At 66.1% G+C, this 17163-nt stretch carries 13 protein-coding genes; 4 read left to right on the top strand and 9 right to left on the bottom strand.

Annotated features, from left to right (window positions below; translation table 11 throughout):
- Positions 1–45 precede the first annotated feature (45 nt).
- From RIT73_RS06990 to RIT73_RS07000, 3 genes are all read right to left on the bottom strand, one after another.
- Positions 46–1119, bottom strand: coding sequence for an LLM class flavin-dependent oxidoreductase (locus tag RIT73_RS06990; protein ID WP_309131348.1), 1074 nt, complete (start codon positions 1117–1119; stop codon positions 46–48).
- 181 nt (positions 1120–1300) lie between these two features.
- Positions 1301–3364 (bottom strand): DUF222 domain-containing protein, encoded by a 2064-nt coding sequence (locus RIT73_RS06995; protein WP_309131349.1) that lies wholly within the window; start codon positions 3362–3364, stop codon positions 1301–1303.
- A gap of 592 nt (positions 3365–3956) precedes the next feature.
- A complete protein-coding gene (locus tag RIT73_RS07000) occupies positions 3957–5990 on the bottom strand; it encodes a solute carrier family 23 protein (RefSeq protein WP_309131350.1) in 2034 nt (677 codons plus the stop codon).
- Between the two features lie 180 nt (positions 5991–6170).
- On the opposite strand from RIT73_RS07000, the gene RIT73_RS07005 reads away from it, so the two are divergent.
- Entirely contained in the window at positions 6171–7091 is a 921-nt protein-coding gene (locus RIT73_RS07005) for a LysR family transcriptional regulator (RefSeq protein ID WP_309131351.1), read from the top strand.
- Positions 7092–7196: 105 nt separating this feature from the next.
- Here the strand turns inward: RIT73_RS07005 and RIT73_RS07010 are convergent, their stop codons facing one another.
- From RIT73_RS07010 to RIT73_RS07030, 5 genes are all read right to left on the bottom strand, one after another.
- On the bottom strand, positions 7197–7598 hold the full coding sequence (locus RIT73_RS07010) for a universal stress protein (protein WP_309131352.1): 402 nt from the start codon (positions 7596–7598) through the stop codon (positions 7197–7199).
- 52 nt (positions 7599–7650) lie between these two features.
- A complete protein-coding gene (locus RIT73_RS07015) occupies positions 7651–9009 on the bottom strand; it encodes an APC family permease (RefSeq protein ID WP_375294983.1) in 1359 nt (452 codons plus the stop codon).
- 219 nt (positions 9010–9228) lie between these two features.
- Positions 9229–10257 (bottom strand): dipeptidase, encoded by a 1029-nt coding sequence (locus tag RIT73_RS07020; RefSeq protein WP_309131354.1) that lies wholly within the window; start codon positions 10255–10257, stop codon positions 9229–9231.
- On the bottom strand, positions 10254–11825 hold the full coding sequence (locus RIT73_RS07025; protein WP_309131355.1) for a diaminopimelate decarboxylase: 1572 nt from the start codon (positions 11823–11825) through the stop codon (positions 10254–10256). Before RIT73_RS07025 ends, RIT73_RS07020 begins: the two co-directional genes overlap by 4 nt.
- 64 nt (positions 11826–11889) lie before the next feature.
- Positions 11890–13596 carry a helix-turn-helix domain-containing protein gene (locus RIT73_RS07030; RefSeq protein WP_309131356.1) on the bottom strand — a complete coding sequence of 569 codons (1707 nt, stop codon included), beginning with the start codon at positions 13594–13596 and terminating at the stop codon, positions 11890–11892.
- 95 nt (positions 13597–13691) lie between these two features.
- Between RIT73_RS07030 and RIT73_RS07035 the strand changes: the two genes are divergently transcribed.
- From RIT73_RS07035 to RIT73_RS07045, 3 genes are read left to right on the top strand one after another with little or no spacing between them, the layout of a single operon-like run.
- Complete coding sequence (locus RIT73_RS07035) at positions 13692–14174, top strand: DUF2975 domain-containing protein (RefSeq protein ID WP_309131357.1); 483 nt, start codon at positions 13692–13694, stop codon at positions 14172–14174.
- Positions 14174–14407 (top strand): helix-turn-helix transcriptional regulator, encoded by a 234-nt coding sequence (locus tag RIT73_RS07040; RefSeq protein WP_309131358.1) that lies wholly within the window; start codon positions 14174–14176, stop codon positions 14405–14407. The genes RIT73_RS07035 and RIT73_RS07040 overlap by 1 nt, the downstream gene beginning before the upstream one ends.
- Entirely contained in the window at positions 14388–15608 is a 1221-nt protein-coding gene (locus RIT73_RS07045) for an NAD(P)/FAD-dependent oxidoreductase (RefSeq protein ID WP_309131359.1), read from the top strand. The genes RIT73_RS07040 and RIT73_RS07045 overlap by 20 nt, the downstream gene beginning before the upstream one ends.
- 164 nt (positions 15609–15772) lie before the next feature.
- Here the strand turns inward: RIT73_RS07045 and gabT are convergent, their stop codons facing one another.
- A complete protein-coding gene (gene gabT / locus RIT73_RS07050) occupies positions 15773–17137 on the bottom strand; it encodes a 4-aminobutyrate--2-oxoglutarate transaminase (protein ID WP_309131360.1) in 1365 nt (454 codons plus the stop codon).
- Positions 17138–17163: the final 26 nt, after the last annotated feature.

Raw genomic sequence — 17163 nt, forward strand, 5'->3', positions numbered from 1 at the left:
AAGGGATCTGAACTGGTCCCGGGCCTCGATGGCACCCATTTCGGATCAGCCCAGGAGCTCGGAGGCCAGGAGTTCGAGCGTCTGGATACGCGCGCTGTCAGCACGCAGGTCCTCGTCCTCCGTCGAACCTGTGACGGGCTGGATCATGATCTCATCGACCTCGAATCGTCCGGCCAACTCGTCCAATTGGGCCGCGGCGGTCTTCGGATCGCCGATGATCCAGTTCCTCGACAGTTCCTCGGCGACCATCCGCTCCTGGTCGGTCATGACGGACCGGACATCGTCTCCGACGAGGCGAAGCGGCCCCATCTTGCCGCCGGTGCGCAGTCGAGCCATCTGCAGGAGGAACGGTTCGGACCGCAGGTGCGCCTCCTCGTCACTCGACGCCACCACGGCGTTGGCGGTGACGAAGGTGCGCGGTTCGGGTCCGTATGCTCCCGGCGTGAAATTGTCGCGGTAGATCTTCATCGCAGTCGTCGCGCCCGCCGCGAAATGGTTGGCGAAGACATAGGGCATGCCGAGCTCGGCAGCGAGGCGGGCCGAATAGCCCGAGGACCCGAGGAGCCACGGCAGCGGCTGGGTGCCTGGCACCGGAGCCGGCGTCGCACGCAGAACGTGTTCGCGTCCGCCATGCAGCGGAACTCGCACTCCCTCCGGAGTCATCAGACTCAGCGTGTCGATGACATGCTGAGGGAACTGCTCGACCGGGTCGATGGTCTTCCCTTCACGGTCGACCATCCGTCCCTCGCCGAGGTGACCCCTCATCGCCGCCGAGGTGATCGGATCCGTACCGGGAGCACGTCCGATCCCCAGATCGATGCGGTTGCCGTAGACCGCGGAGAGCAGTGCGAAGAGCTCCGCCACGGCCAGGGGCGCATGGTTGGGGAGCATGACCCCTCCGGAACCGAGTCGGATCCGTTGCGTGCCCTGGCCGAGGAACATCAGTTCGGCGCCCGGCATGGTCGATGCGACTGATGGCATGTTGTGGTGTTCGGCCACCCAGTAGCGGGTGTATCCGAGCCGGTCGGCGGCCTGAACGAGTTCATGTGAGGATGCGAGTGCGTCGGATGTGCTCTGGCCGATGCGGACCGGCACGAGATCGAGAATAGAAAGCTCCATGCTCTGAAAACAGCGGCCTCACCAGGATCATTCCTTGACTTCGATCACGTCGGGAGCTTCAGTCATCTCGGGACTACCGTCACATCTGGAGCACGATCACCACGGAACGACGAGCGCTTTTGGGATTTCGGCCGGCGAAGCGGGGAAGACGCACTTGTCCCCTTGTGGTTTCGGCAGGCAGCTAATCGAAGAGAGTCTCAGCGATACCACGAGCCACGAACCGCGCATGCAGAATCGGGCGACGAGCAGGATCCACCGTGGCAGGAGGCACCCACGCCGGCCGACCATCGACCAACATCACCGTCTCCCACCCCGACTTATCCAGAAGCCGATGATGGACACCACAGGCCAGGGTCATATTGTTGACATCCGTCTTCCCACCCGCAGCCCATTCCACAATATGGTGAGCATCGCACCACCCCGGAGGAGTGTCACACCCCGGGAACGTACACCCCTGATCCCGGGCAGTCAGGACCGCCAACTGCTTCGCATTCGCAAACCGCTTCTCCGTACACACCGCCACGGTGCGCGCTTTCTCACTCATCAAATGGAAGAACACCGCACCATTGAGCCCGTCTCGCACCGCCGTGGCCATCGGGAACCGGGCCTCGGCACCCGTCTCCGCCCGCCCCGACCCCTTCGCGAGGTCACTCGCCTTCGCCGTCACCACCAGAGCGAACGGGGCACCGGCACCGACCCGGTTCATCTCGACCCGCGACACCAGGGTTGCGAACCGTGAGTAGATCTGAGTCCGAATACTCGGTTGCTGTAATGTCATCGCGACCCGGGTCCCGTCCTCACGCACCCCGTACCCAGGAACCCCGGTGGCGGATTCGCCACTGACAGTCGGGTCGCACACATCGTGACGGTCCCCGGACAACACCGCGTCAAACGCTTCCACCACCGCCGCATCCAGGGACTCATCGCCTTCAGAACTGGTCGCGCCATCGGCAGCAGACCCTGCAGTCGCGCCAATAGCGGCCGATCCCGCAGTCATGGTGTCGGTTGATCCTGCAGCCACATCAGCATCACCACCGCCGCTCATGACCTCTTCAGCGTCGGTCGCGTCTTTGTCACCGCCGGTCTTGTCTTTCCCTGCGTCGGGGTCGGTGGTGATCCGGGAGGTCAGCAGCCCGTGCATGATCCCACCCGTGGTCGGATCCAACAGACCCTTGAGCACCCACGCCCCATCCTTCCGGGCACGCAGATTCACACAGTACTCCTCCGGTCGCGGCTCCTCATCCGGCACCGACCCATCCGGATCGACCCAGGCCAGAATCTCGTCGAACAGCAGGCGAATATCACGCACCCGCACCGCCTGCGCATTCTCAACCAAAACCCGCTCCGCCTCACCCCGCTGCTGATCACTGGTCCAGACCGGCAGCTTCCGCAGACACTCCGCGATCACACTCGCCTGGTTCGCCGACAACACCCCACTCATCAGTCCCGCCGCGACCTGCGGGAACTCGGGTGCCCGCGACTGGCCACTGATCTCGACTCTCTTGCCCAACGACTTCGCCAAGTTCGCCCGACGAGAGGCCTCGTATCCACTGACGTGCAACCGGTCCTCGATCAACGCCCGGGCGTCTTTAACCCCGTAGTCGCGCGGCGTCCCCGACCGGTCGAACACCGACACCCCGACCACCGACAACGATTCGACCAAACGACTCAGCGCCTCGACACCATCGAGCATGACCACTGCCTGCTCAGGTCCCATCGGACGAGCAAACGAGAACAAACCCTCGACCAGACTCTGCAGGGCAGTGATCGAATCAGTGATCTCGGGAGCGAACCGGGCCAGATCCGCCCACGCCTCCTCAGATAACAACGGGTGCCCGGACTCGGCCGCCACGGCGTCATCGCCAGACCCGGCATCGACACCGTTCTCAGTGCCGCCACGGGGTCCAGCGTCGGTGCTGGCCGTATCGTCAATGCCGGGTTCGGGGAGTCGGGTTTCGTCTTCTCGTGCCTGCTCGGCCCGGGTGTCGACGCCCCACACAGCAGTGGTCGCACCCTCACCCGGGTCAGGAGTGGCCGGCCACACCCGGCCGGCCTCGTCCTCGGCGGCATGTTCACGGGCTTCGTCCGCGGCGAGTTGGCGGGCGCGGATCTCGGCGTCGCGTTCGGCACTGATCCTGCGACACTCAGCACGGGCGGCGGGATCATCGACACCTGCCTCCCACAGGGACCGGCCACCCCACGTGCCGGCACCGGCACCAGCACCACTGCCCGAGTCAGATGACACAGGCGCCACAAGCGGATCAGGCGTCACAGACGTATCGGAAGACAGTGGTGATTCGGGAGGTAGGGGCGTGTCATCGGCTGATCGGGCGGTGGCTTTCGGATTGTTCCCGCCGGTGCACCAGGGTGAAGCGGCGCGGGTGTTGCGCGTGTTCTGCTTCGGGTGGTTCCGGTCGGGGGTGAGAGTCATTGTCTCGGTCCGTTCGTCAACGTCTGTGTTGCCCGCTTGGTGTCTATGTTACGCGCATGATTCGAATGTGTCTACGTTTTTCTCCTATTCTTATTCGTTCTCCAGGGATTAAAGAAGATAAATTGCCATTTTGTTTCCTGTGCCCGATGTTTGTTGGCGCTTGGTGTCCTCAGGCTATCGTGAGGGGCTGACACGAGATTGTCGGAGGAGCGTCACAACACTGCCACCGAGGGGCGCCGCCCCGCGCGAACAGGGCGTTCACGCGGGGAACCGACGCGAACGGAACGTTCACGAAGGGAACCGATGCGAACGGTGTGCTCGCACGGAACCACAGCACCACCTCGGCGGCAATGGGTTTCGACGGCTCAGCCAAACGGCATCGAATGACCGAGCTCGGGATCGCGGATCAGCTGGACTGGCGCGTCCAGAAGCCGCGATGCGCCTCTGCCGCCTCATCCTCGAGCAGCGGTCCGAGGACCTCGATCTCCCGCTGACCACGGGCAATGACCTCACGGCACGGCAGGTCGAAGGTCGGGTTCTCGGGATCGTCGCCGGTCAGCGCAAGCAGACGGGACTCCGACAGCGCGTAGACGATCCGTCCGATCCCGGTCCAGTACACGGCACCGGTGCACATCACGCAGGGCTCAGCGCTGGTGTAGAGAGTCGCCGAGGCGAGCTCCTCCGGAGAGTGCGTCCGCGCAGCTTCCGCCGCCGCACTCAATTCGGCGTGCTGGGTCGGATCGCCCTCTGGCGGCATCGAGTTGTTGCCCTTGGAAGCGAGGACCGTACCGTCGGCGGCGACGACGGTTGAGGCGAAGGGGTGACGACCGCGATTCTTCGCATCCTCGGCGAGCGCGATGGCTTCGCGAAGTCGAGCCAGGTCCTCTGCGGTCGCCTCGGCGACGTCGATGAGGGTGGTGGTTCCTGCTAGCTGTGCGTCTGACATTGCTGAGTCCTTGTCTTTCATTGTCTTCTCTCTGTCGATGGTGGGATGAGTGGATGAGTCCGGGACAGGAGCCGCCAAAGGAACCGTGGCTCCGGTGGAAGAGTCGGTGGCGGGCTCCGTGGAAAGGCCCGTGTTTCCGGCGAGTGAGTCAGTCGCGGCTGCAGCCTCCGGATCCGCATCGGCCGCGGACCTGTTGATGGCGGCGTTGAGCAGGACGGCGACGATGGCGCAGAGGAAGATCCCGCTCTCGAGGATCAGCGCCAGCGGTCCCTCGACCTTCTCGAGCAGCTCCGGCTTCGCCATCGGAAGCACTCCGACACTCAGGGACACGGCAACGATGAGGGCGTTGTGCGTGCCCTCGTACTTCACCCGCGCGAGCTCCTGGATTCCGGCCGCAGTCGTCATGCCGAACATGACGGTCGCACCGCCGCCGAGCACCGAGGGCGGGATCGCCGCCACGATGGCACCGATCTTCGGGATCAGCCCCATGAGGATCATGATCACCCCGGCCACCGCGACGACGTAGCGGCTGCGCACCTGGGTCATGGCGATCAGTCCGGTGTTCTGGCTGAATGCATTGAGCGGGAAGCCGTTGAAGACCGCACTGAGCATGGTCGCCAACCCTTCGCCTCGGAAGGCGTTGCCCAGGCGGCGGGTCGAGATCGGGGTGTCGACCATCCGACCGATCGCCAGCGTGTTCCCCGTCGTCTCCGCCATGATGACGACCATTGCCAAGGTCATGATGAGGATCGGCACGAGCGAGAACTGCGGCGCACCGAAGGCCATCGGTGCAGCGATGCCGATCCATGCAGCGTCGGACACCCCGCTGAAGTCGCTGAGGCCGATGAACATGGCGACGACCGTGCCGACCGCCATGCCGATGAGCACCGACAAGCTGCTCATCAGGCCCTTGAAGCAGACGTAGACGACAACGGTGACCACGACGGTGAGCAGCCCGACGAGCAGATGCTGGGGCGCACCGAACGTCTCGCTGCCGACTCCTCCGCCGAGCCAGCCGGCGGCCGCCGGCATGAGGGAGATCCCGACAGTGGTGATCAGGCAGCCGATCACGACCCGAGGGAAGAACCGAAGCAGCCGGGAGAACAGCGGTGCCAGCCCGATCGCCAGCAGTCCGGCGACCATCACGGAGCCGAACACATAGGACAGACCATAGTCCGTGCCGATCTGCATCATCGGCGCCAAGGCGATGAACGAGGCGCCCTGGATCAGTGGCAGGCGGGCGCCGAAGCGCCAGATGCGCAGCGTCTGCAGCAAGGTGGCCAGACCGCCGATGATGAGATTGCAGTTGATGAGGATGACGATCTGCGCCTGGTCGAGGCCGAGGGCTCCACCCAGGATGAGCGGGACGGCGACCACGCCCGCGTAGATCACCAGCACGTGTTGCAGCCCCAAGGTCAGCATCGACCGCGCGGGGAGGATTTCGTCGACGGGGTCGACCTTCCGGACGCGAGCTTCTTCGACCGCGATTCCCATGTCTCCACCTTTCCATTCGTTGGTTCACCCGTGAGTGCACTCACGAGCGACACGTGCACTCACGATTGATTCGCTGAGCGCGATGGAAGCGACACTATGCGCCTTTCTTCGATGGATGAAATGAGTTTCCATCGAACCATTCGATAGGTCGAAGGCTTTCGGGTGCATTAGATTGAAGAGATGCGTCTGAGTCTGGAACAGGTCGAAGCCTTCGTGCTCACCGCCCAACACGGGTCGTTCTCCGCTGCGGCCAGAGCACTGGGCCGGACCCAGTCGACCATCAGCTCGGCCATCTCCTATCTGGAGATCGCCCTCGACGTCGAAGTCTTCGACCGCAGTTCACGGATGCCGACCCTCACCGAGGCGGGGCAGGCACTGCTCCCCGAGGCGCGGGCACTCTACGATCGCGCCGTCACCTTCGAACGGCACGGCGATGCCCTGTCCGAGAACGACTCGCCGAGCGTGACACTGGCGATCGGGATCCCACCGCATCAGATCATGCCTGCGCTGGAGGACTTCGCCGAGACCTTCCCGCACACCGATCTCATCATCAGGAATCCCGACCGGGGTGATGCGAGCCGGCTGGTCCTCGCCGACGAGGCCGAGCTGGGCATCGCCTTCCTGCTCCCGGAGTACCCGGACGAGCTGGGATTCCATCAGATGGGCAAGCTCCTCATGACTCACGTTGCACACCGGGATCACCCTCTGGCGACGATGGAGAACCCCGGCTTCGATGAACTGCGCGGGCATCGTCATCTCGCCTACATCACCCACTCGAGCTCGCTGCCGACGAGCGAGTATCTGCAGTCGACGCAGACCTGGCACACCGATTCGTACGAGGCGCTGACCGCTCTGGCCCGCTCCGGTCTGGGATGGGCGACCCTGCCCAGGCAGCTCATCCTGCCCGAGATTGCATCCGGTGAGCTGGTGGAGCTGCAGCTCGACGCCTACCCCTACACCGATTGGCTGGTCTCGGTCGACCTCATCTGGCGCCGCGGACGCCGGTTCGGCCGCGTCGAGCAATGGCTCCTCGACCGACTCCGGCAGCACCGAGTGCACGAAGTCGGCCGAGACGGTCAGGACACGACCCGCCTATTGTGACCGGGACCGAGTCACCTCGACAGGCGCCGCAGCAGATCGTGTGCACAGTTTTGATCAGGCCTCTGCCTGGCAGCGGCTTCACCCAGCCCCAGCGGGCCGTTCCCGTCAGCCGGCGTGCGTCGCCTTCACGCACAGCACCGGGGCATCTGCGTCGAGGATGACCCTCTGCACGGTCGACCCGAGCAGGAACTTCCCCACGGGCGTGCGCTTCCGGGTTCCGAGCACGATCAGCTCAGCGCCCACCTCGGCGGCGGCATCGAGAATCTGCTCCGCAGGGTCGAACTCGTTCTCAGAGATCAGCACCCGCCCGGTGACCCCGGCGCGCTCGAGGATGGAGCGCACCGATCCGACCTCTGCCTCGGACAGACGACGGGGATCGCTGCGCTGGGATTCGCGGGAGGCATTGACGACGAGGACGTCGCTGCCCTCCTTCGCGGCGTGAGCGATTGCGGCGTCCAGGGCGGCGTGCCCCTCGGGAGCATTGGTGTATCCCACGACAATGGTCATTGTTCATCCTCTTCTCGGTAGGACGTCCAGCCTTACAGGCGCGGACGAGGGCTCACACGAGCTCTTCGGGGTTGCGGAACCTGGTGCTCGCACCGCGCACGGAGCGGTTCCACAGCCAGGTCGCCGCCCACAGGATCACGCCGACCCCGATCAGCGCCGCCGCGATCTGGTACTGGATGAGGTCATCGAGCCTGGCCCACGGGCCGACGAGGAACAGGCAGGTGGCAAGTCCCAGCCACGGCAGGAAGGTGGGAGCCCGGAAGTGGTCATGCTCGACGGTTTTCTTCCGCAGCACCAGGACCGCGAGGTTGACGACCGCGAAGACCGCCAGCAGCAGCAGTGAAGTGGTTCCACCCAGTGAGGCGATCACCGTCTCCGGCAGGATGGTGGAGACGGCGATGATGAGAGCGAAGGCGATGAGGGTGGTGAAGATGATCGACACCCACGGCGAGCGACGCTCCCTGAGGACGCGGGCGAACACCGGAGGCAGCACGTTCTGCTTCGCCATCCCGTACAGCAGGCGGCTGGCCATGAGCATGTTGATCAGGGCCGTGTTCGCGACAGCGAACATGGTCAGGAACGGGAAGATCTCGTCGATGGGCAGGCCGGGAGCACCGGCTTCGAAGACTTCGAGCAGCGGCGTCTTGCTCTCCGTGAGCACACCGATCGGCACTGCGGCGACGGCCACGATGGACACCAGCACGTAGATGACGCCGGTGATCGACAGGCCGGTGAGCATGATCTTCGGGAACACTCGCGGATCCTTGGTCTCCTCGACCATGTTCACCGAGTCCTCGAATCCGACCATCGAGAAGAACGCCAGCGAGGTCGCGGCGGTGACGGCCAAGAAGATGCTCTTGTCATCGGCGGTCTCGAAGATCATCACCCGCGAGAAGTCGGCGCTGCCCGAGCCGAGAGCGAAGAATCCGACGAGGATGACCAGGAGCAGACCCGTGAGCTCGATCGAGGTCAGCACCACGTTGAACCACACGCTCTCACTGACACCGCGGAGGTTGATCGCGCCGACGAGGGCGAGGAACCCGACCGCGATCCACATGGTGGCGGTGGCCGGAAGGTCCCAGCCGAAGCCGGCAGCCATGTTCTCCGCGAACACCGTCGAGGCCGTGGACGCCGAGGTGATTCCTGAGCTGAGGACGGCGAAGGCGACGAGGAAGGTGACGAAGTGGACCCCAAAGGCCTTGTGCGTGTAGAGCGCGGCACCCGCAGCGTGCGGGTACTTCGTGACGAGCTCCATGTAGGAGAACGCCGTGATCGTGGCGATGACGAAGGCGATGATGACCGGCAGCCAGCCGGCACCTCCGACCTGACCGGCGACTTTTCCCGTCAGCGCGTAGACACCCGTTCCGAGGATGTCGCCGACGATGAAGAGCAGGAGCAGTTTGGGGCCCATCACCCTTTTGAGGGTCTCGGGCTGCTTCCCCGGTGCGGATTGCGCAGCGGTGGGACTCTCGTTGTGACTCACGATTCCTCCATCTTCCCTGTTGGAGCGGCGTTCGCGACTTCGCGACCACCACGGATTCGGCAGCGTCTCTTCATTCAAGCCCAGTTCCTGGACTGCGCAAGAGAACCGAGGGGCAAATCTACTGAAGGTTCACTTGTCGTCCAAGTCTCACCGCTGCCCGAGGAACGCCGTGCAGGCGTCGTCGTGCGCCTCGAGGACCCGCATCGCGTTGTCGAAGCCGAGCTTGCGCAGATCAGCATCCGACCATCCCCGGTTCGACAGTTCCGCGAACAGGTTCGGGTACTGCCCGGCGTTGTCGAGGCCGATCGGCAGTTCGTCGACTCCGCAGATGTCGCCGCCGATGCCCACATGGTCGACGCCGATCCTCTCGCGCACGTAGTCGCAGTGGTCGGCGACGTGGGCCACAGTCACCTCAGGGGCGGTGCCGACCTTTCCGGCCAGTTCCCACTCCCAGCGTTCGCGTGAGGCGAACGACGGAACGAACGTCATCATCGCCACTCCCCCGTTGTCGGGCAGGCGATCGAGGACGTCGTCGGGAATGTTGCGCGGATGCGGGTTGAGCCCGCGCGCGCAGGAGTGGCTGAAGATGACCGGCAGGCTCGTCAGGTCGAGTGACTGATGCATGACGGTGGGCGCCACATGGGAGAGGTCGACGATCATCCCGATCCGGTTCATCTCCGACACGACCTCGCGACCGAACTCGCTCAGCCCGTTGTGCCGGGGTTCGTCGGTGGCCGAGTCGGCCCACGAGTGAGTCGTCGACCACGTCAGGGTCATGTAGCGGGCGCCGGCCCTGGCATAGGAGCGCAGGACGGCGAGCGACTCGTCGATCTGCTGCCCGCCCTCGACACCCATGAGAGAGGCGACCTTGCCGGCCTCACGCGCGGTGACCACCTCGGCGGCGGTCCGGGCGAACTGCAGCGTCTGCGGATAGGCGGCGATGAAGCGATTGACCGCGTCGATCTGCTCCCATGTCGCCTTGACGGCCCGCGAGCCGGTGATGTCGGAATGGACATACACCGACCAGAACTGGGCGGCGACGCTCCCCTGTTCCAGCTGACCCATCGTGGTGAAGGGCGAGACGCTCGGATCGTCGAGCCCCTCGACGCTGTAGTCGCGTTCCTCGCGCAGCCACCAGGCGAGGTCATTGTGTCCGTCGAAGACGTCGAAAGTCATGAGCCGAGACTACCTGAAACGAGGTCCGCCTCTCCCGCCTCGGCGAGGACCTGCTCCACGGTCTGACCGGGCCTGATGAGGAGGAACTCGAGCTCCTCGGTCGACGACTCGGACCGGAGACGCCGGTAGCCGTGGATCGGAATCCGGGGCAGGAGGTTGTAGGAGTAGTGGTTGCTGAAATAGTAGGCGCCGGTGTCGGGGACCGCGACGAGGTCGCCGGCCTCCAGCCGCGGCAGCATCCGATCTCGGGCGAGGAGATCGCCGGCGAAGCAGGCCGGGCCCGCGACATCGGTCGGCACCGGATCCTCCTCCGACTTCGCCCGCCCCGCGCGGTCGAAGGGCAGGATCCGCAATGGCCAGTCCTCCGGGGCGTAGGCAGTCCGAGCCGCGACCTGGGCCCCCGCGTGGGTGATGGCGATGAGCCGACCGCCGGTGGTCTTCGTGTACTCGACTCGGCTGAGGACCGTTCCCGCCTTCGCCAGCAGCGAGCGCCCGAACTCAGTGACGAGCTCGAAGTCGAAGAGACCCGGGACCCTGGCATCGAGAGCCGCCCGGTACTCGGCGAACGTGGGTGTGATGTCCTCGCTCGCGAAGTTCACCGGCAGTCCCCCGCCGATGTCGATGCGAGCGATCTGGCGCACCGCTGCCCGAGCATTGATCTCTCGCGCCAGCTCGACGACCTCCGCGATGCTCTCCGCCGCCTGGTCGAGGCCGATCCCCTGGGAACCCGAGTGAACGTGGATCTGGTTCAGCCACGGGCGCTCGAGGTATGCCCTGATGAGCTCCTCGCGGGCACCGGAATCGGTGATGCCGATGCCGAACTTCGACGTCGAGGTGGCCGTGCTCATCGCCGCGATCGTCCCCGACCCGGTCTGCGGGTTGACGCGGAGACCGATCCTCGCCGAGGTGGTGCCGGAGGCTCTCGTCCCCGACGCGGTGCCGGCGTCGGCGTCTCTCCTCGCCGAGGCGGTGCCGGCGTCGGTGTCTCTCCTCGCCGAGGCGGTGCCGACGTCGGTGTCTCTCCTCGCCGAGGCGGTGCCGACGTCGGCGAGGAGTTCGTCGAGCCGTGCCAGCTCCTCCCAGTTGTCGACGTTCATCGACACTCCGAGCTCGATCGCGCGCCGCAGTTCGGCCCGGGTCTTCGCCGGGGAGTCGAAGACGATGCGCTCGGGGGTGAATCCCGCGGCGACGGCGAGTTCCAGCTCGCCCGGGCCGGCCACTTCGCAGCCGGCACCGATGCTCGCATAGAGATGGAGCAGCGAACGCAGTGGAACCGCCTTGCATGCGACAGCGTGCAGGACGTCGTGCTTCCCGGCGAAGGCCGAGTCCAGCCGCTGGTACTGCTCCACCAGCAGATCGAGGTCCATCAGACCCACGACCGGGTTCGTGTCGTCGAGCGCGGGGACGCTCCCGGTGCCCGCATTCCTCGCCACCATGGAGATCGCCAGCGCACGAGCGAGCGCGTGGTCGAGCTGCTCACCCGCGGCGCCGGTCGGCTCCTCCGGTGGAACAGCGCACTGTTCGCGAGGTGCTGCGGTCTGTCGATAGGCAGATTCTCGGCGGGTCATCGCGTCCTTCGTCGGTGATTTTCCTTCACCTTAGGACGTCAGCCGCGGGGCAATGCCTGAGGATTCACCCGTCTTCTCGGGAGTCTGTTGTGGGATTCTCACAACGTCGCTGCCGGTCGACGACGAGCAGCGCCAGTTCCAGCCACAGTCGCTCCGCGCGGATCAGCGCCGACAGTCCCGTCAGCTCCTCGATCCGCGCCAGGCGGTGACGCAGCGAGTTGGAATGGACATGGAGTCGACGTGCTGCCTCGGCGGAGTTGCCGACCGCATCGAAGTAAGCGCGCAGGGTCGGCAGCAGCTGCCCTTCGTGGCGCTCGTCGTGGAGCGCGAGAATGCGCGCCGGAGCACTCAGCTGCGCGTCCGCCTCGGCGAGGGCATCGGCGACCCTGAGGCCGACGAGCTCCGCGGGCACCTCGGCCGCGTTGGCGCCGTACACGCCCGAGGCGATCTCGAGGTCATCGACAACGGCGTATTCACCCCCGCGACTGTTCGCGCTCTCGAGCCTCTGCCGCACGGCCTCGCAGACGTAACGCGCCTCGGACCAGGAACGATGCACGTGATCGAGCCTCTGAACCGACTCACCCATACCGAAGGCCAGCGGTTCGATCGACGGCCGGGTGCGGGCCAGCGCCTCGGCGACGGGCTCCTGGAGGCTCTCGGGGTCCGCCTCGGCCTCGGTCTGGAGAAGCGCCGCAACCAGCCCCGTCGCCTCATCGCGGGCGACCACGGCATCGGCGAAGGCGGCGCGCAGGTGGAACCGAAGCTCCGGCTCCCGCTCGGCGCTCACCTCGGCGACGGCGACCGCGGCATAGCGGCCGGCGAACGGCAGCGCCAGCAGGGTGGCCGCCGGACCGAGGTCCGCAGACCCCTGCAGGATCGAACCGAACGCCTCGCGACGGATCCGCTTCTCGAACGGAGAGCGCCGCAGAGTCCGCAGCATCACCGGCAGGGCGGCGCGGGCCGCGTCACGAAGCACCTCGCGGATCCTGCGCGGATCCGCGCCGTCCCCATGGGCGGCCCAGATCGTGCCGAGCAGCTCACCCTCGCTGCGCAGGGCGATGACGGAGCGGGCAGGCTCCGTGTCAGTGGCCGGGCGCTCCACGACGTCGGTCGACGCGCGGATCGCCGGCAGGAAACCCGACTCCTCGAGCTCCTCGATCCGCCACCCGGGAATCGCGCCCGTGAGGATCGTCTGCCTCCTGATCTCGTCGATGTCCTCGCCGAGGTTGGCGTGGGCGAGCACCCGCGACGCCGGGTCCTCGATCGTGATCGACGCACCCGTCAGGTCTGCGATAACCGCCGCCACAGAACTGAGATCATCGACATCGGGCCAGGTCAGTGCGCTTGATGCCCCTTCGGTCAGCTGACGCAGGTGCACGAGGACCTCCGACCAGGTGACCTGCTCCGAGCGCTCGAGCACGAAGGGCCCGGCACTGCCGGACCCGCCGCTCGACCCCTCGCCGAGGTGGGCGCGCGTTCCCGGTGCCACGACCAGAACTGCGGCAGCACCGTACCGCTGCCGGATCCGGGCGAACTCGCTGGGACTGCCGATCACCTCGGCGACGAGGACGACCATGCCCGTGTGGTCACTGCCGGGCCGGAGGTCGAAGTCGAACTCGATCCGGGTGATCGCCGGATCACCGACTACCTCTGCATCGCCGGCGACGGCACCGGCGAACTCTGCATCGCCGGCGACCTCGGTCACGGGCAGCAGGAACCCGGCGGTCTCCCGAATCATCCTCGACACGCGCAGAGCACGGGTTCCGGTCATCGCTCTCCTCAAATCGGACGTCGCCACGATCCTATCCAAGCACTTGCAGGACCGCGGCTATTGACTTTCGATAGATTCCGATCAATACTCAACACATGAGTCGAATCGCCATTCTCGCCCTCCGCGCACTTGTCCTCCTCATCGGCCTCGGCGCAGTCATCGTTCAGATCGCCCTGCTCTTCCCGGTCTTCACGCAGACCCTCGCTCAGGAGCGGGACTTCACCTTCCTCCCTCTGCCCATCGTGGTTCTCGGCGTCGCACTGGCCGTCTGCGTCGAGGCCGCCCTCATCGCCATCTGGGCGCTGCTCTCGATGGTCCGCCGGGATGCGATCTTCACGCAGCGAGCGTTCCGCTGGGTCGACGTCATCATCGGCGCTGGCCTCGTCGCCACTCTCCTCGTCGGCGGCTTCGGCATCCTGGTCATCGGGATTGCGCTGCGCGACGACGCGCCGGGACTGATCGCGATCGTGGGCGGAGTGGTGGTCGCCGGACTCGCATTCGTGCTGCTCATGATCGTCATGCGCGGGCTCCTGCGCAATGCGACGGCAATGCGGAGCGAACTCTCCGAGGTGGTCTGATGGCGATCATCGTGCGCCTCGATGTGGAACTGGCGCGGCGGAAGATGAGCGTGGGCGAGTTCGCCGACAAAGTCGGACTGACACCGGCCAACGTCGCGGTGCTCAAGAACGGGCGGGCGAAGGCCGTGCGCTTCAGCACCCTCGAAGCCATCTGCCGGACGCTGGGCTGCCAACCGGGCGACATCCTCGAATGGGTCGACGACGAGGATGGCCATGCCGAACCCGGCACCTGAGCACAGTGATCCGAACCCCGCGAACGATGACGAAGGACCAAATGCAGAAAGATGCGCCGAGGTGACCGGGCCGGAAACACGAACCCGCACCCTGTCGGCTGACGTACTCGTCGTCGGAGCGGGCCTGGCCGGGCTCACGGCCTCCCGGATCCTCGCCGAGCGTGGTCACAGCGTCATCCTGGCCGAACGGCATTCGACGCTGACGACAACCGTCCGCACCACCGGCATCTTCGTGCGCCGCACCCTTGACGACTTCACCCTGCCACCCGAATGTCTGGGCCCACCGATCAGGAGGGTGGCGCTCTACCCTCCGGCACGGGATCGCTCGGTGACCCTGGAGAGCGAACGGGACGAGTTCCGGGTCGGAGACATGGGACCGTTGTATGAGGAGATGGCGCGGGCGGCAGTCGTGGCGGGAGCCCGGATCCTCCTCGGCACCCGCTATACGGGCCGGCGCGGCGATCTCTTCTCAGCCACAAGTCCTGACGGTCCGTTGAGGATCCGGGCCGCGTTCGTCGTCGGCGCCGATGGTGCACGATCGCGCGTGGCCCGTGACCTCGGCCTGGACCGCAACCGCCGTCTGCTCATCGGCGCCGAGGAGGTGTTCGCGATCTCCGCCGGCGCAGAGCCGCCGACGTTCCACTGCGTCCTCGATCCTTCGCTTGCGCCCGGGTATCTCGCCTGGGTCGTCAACGATGGGGAACACGCGCATGTCGGTGTCGCCGGCTACTCCCATCGGTTTCCCTCCGGAATCCAGCGCGCACTGCAGCGGTTCTCCGCCACGGCACCGGGGCTCGAGGGCAGCGAACGCTCAGGCGAGGTCGAACGCCGCGCCGGCCCCATCCCCGTCGGCGGAATCCTGCGCAGGATCGCTTCACCCGAGGGACTCCTCGTCGGCGACGCCGCGGGCGCGGTCTCCCCACTCACCGCCGGCGGCCTCGATCCCTGCCTGCGGCTGTCGGAGCATGCCCCTGACGTCATCGACGAGGCGCTCCGCGGCCAACCCGAGGCCCTGGCCGACTACGACGGGGCGGCTCTGCGCACACGGTTCCGCGGGCGGCTGGCGATGCGCAGCGCGCTGGCACTGGTCCGCACTCCCGCGATGGCGAGAGCGGCGTTCGCGGGGCTGAGCACACCGCCGGGACAGGCGGCAGCGAAACGAATCCTCTTCGGCGACAGATCCTTCCCCGACCCGGCCTGAACCGTCGCGACTGAGTCTCAGCGGTCCCGCCCGCAGGGTGAACCCGACAGCGGTCGACCACTCCACCTCCGCACACACATGACGGCGGCCCGGATACCTCGTATGAGGTGTCCGGGCCGCCGTCAATGAGCTGGTGGAGCCGGCTGACGTTGGCGCCGACCGGGTCAGGCCAGGGCCGACTCCAGCGCCTCTTCGATGACGTCGAACGCCTCGCCCAGCAGTTCGTCCGAGATCGTCAGCGGCGGCAGGAAGCGCAGCACGTTGCCGAAGGTTCCGGTCGAGAGCACGAGGACACCGTTCTTCGCGCAGTGGTCGACGACCTTCTTGACGAGTTCCGGGTTGGGGTCGATCGAGTCGCGCTGGATGAATTCGGCTGCGACCATGGCGCCCCGGCCGCGGACGTCGCCGACCTCGGGGAACTTCGACTGCAGCTTCGTCAGACGACCGGTGATGAGCTCGCCGATGTGCTCGGCGTTCTCGAGGAGTCCATCGTTCTCGAAGGCGTCGATGGCGCCCAGCGCCGCGGCACAGGCGGTGGGGTTGCCACCGTAGGTGCCGCCGAGGCGACCCGGACCGACCGAGTCCATGATCTCCTTGCGACCGGTCACCGCCGACAGCGGCAGACCGCCGGCGATGCCCTTGGCCGTGGTGATGAGGTCAGGGACGATGCCCTCCCACTCGGAGGCGAACATCCTGCCGGTGCGGGCGAAGCCTGCCTGCACCTCGTCGGCGACGAACACGATGCCCTTCTCGCGAGCGAACTCGACGAGCGTGGGCAGGAAACCCTCGGCGGGGACGATGAAGCCGCCCTCACCCTGGATCGGCTCGATGACGATGGCGGCCACGTGCTCGGAGCCGATCTGCTTCTCGATCATCGTGATGACGCGCTTGGCCGCATCCTCACCGCTGACCTTGGTGCCGGCCGCATCGTTGTCGCGGAACGGGTAGGACATGGGTGCGCGGTAGACCTCACCGGCGAACGGGCCGAAGCCGGCCTTGTACGGGTGGGCCTTCGCAGTCATCGCCATGGTCAGGTTGGTGCGGCCGTGGTACGCGTGGTCGAAGACGACGACAGCGTCACGACCGGTGTGCGCACGGGCGATCTTGACGGCGTTCTCGACCGCCTCGGCGCCGGAGTTGAGCAGCACCGTCCGCTTCTCGTGGTCGCCCGGGGTCAGGCGGTTGAGCGCCTCGGCGACCTCGACGTAGCTTTCGTACGGGTTGACCATGAAGCAGGTGTGGGTGAACGCCTCGAGCTGCTCGGTGGCAGCCTTGACGACCTTCGGGTTCGAGTTTCCTGCGGTCGTGACCGCGATGCCGGATCCCAAGTCGATGATCTGGTTGCCGTCGACGTCCTTGAGGATTCCTCCGCCGGCTGCCACCACATACGCGGGCAGGCTGGAACCGACGCCCGTCGCGACGGCAGCAGTGCGACGCGACTCGAGTTCCCGAGACTTCGGTCCGGGGATCTCGGTGACGACTTTACGTTCCTGCGGCAGGGATTCGCCGCCAATTTCCAATGCTGTCATACGGGGAAGAATAAGCCAGCGCAACG

This window comes from Brevibacterium sp. (assembly GCF_031179145.1).
Taxonomy (GTDB): domain Bacteria; phylum Actinomycetota; class Actinomycetes; order Actinomycetales; family Brevibacteriaceae; genus Brevibacterium.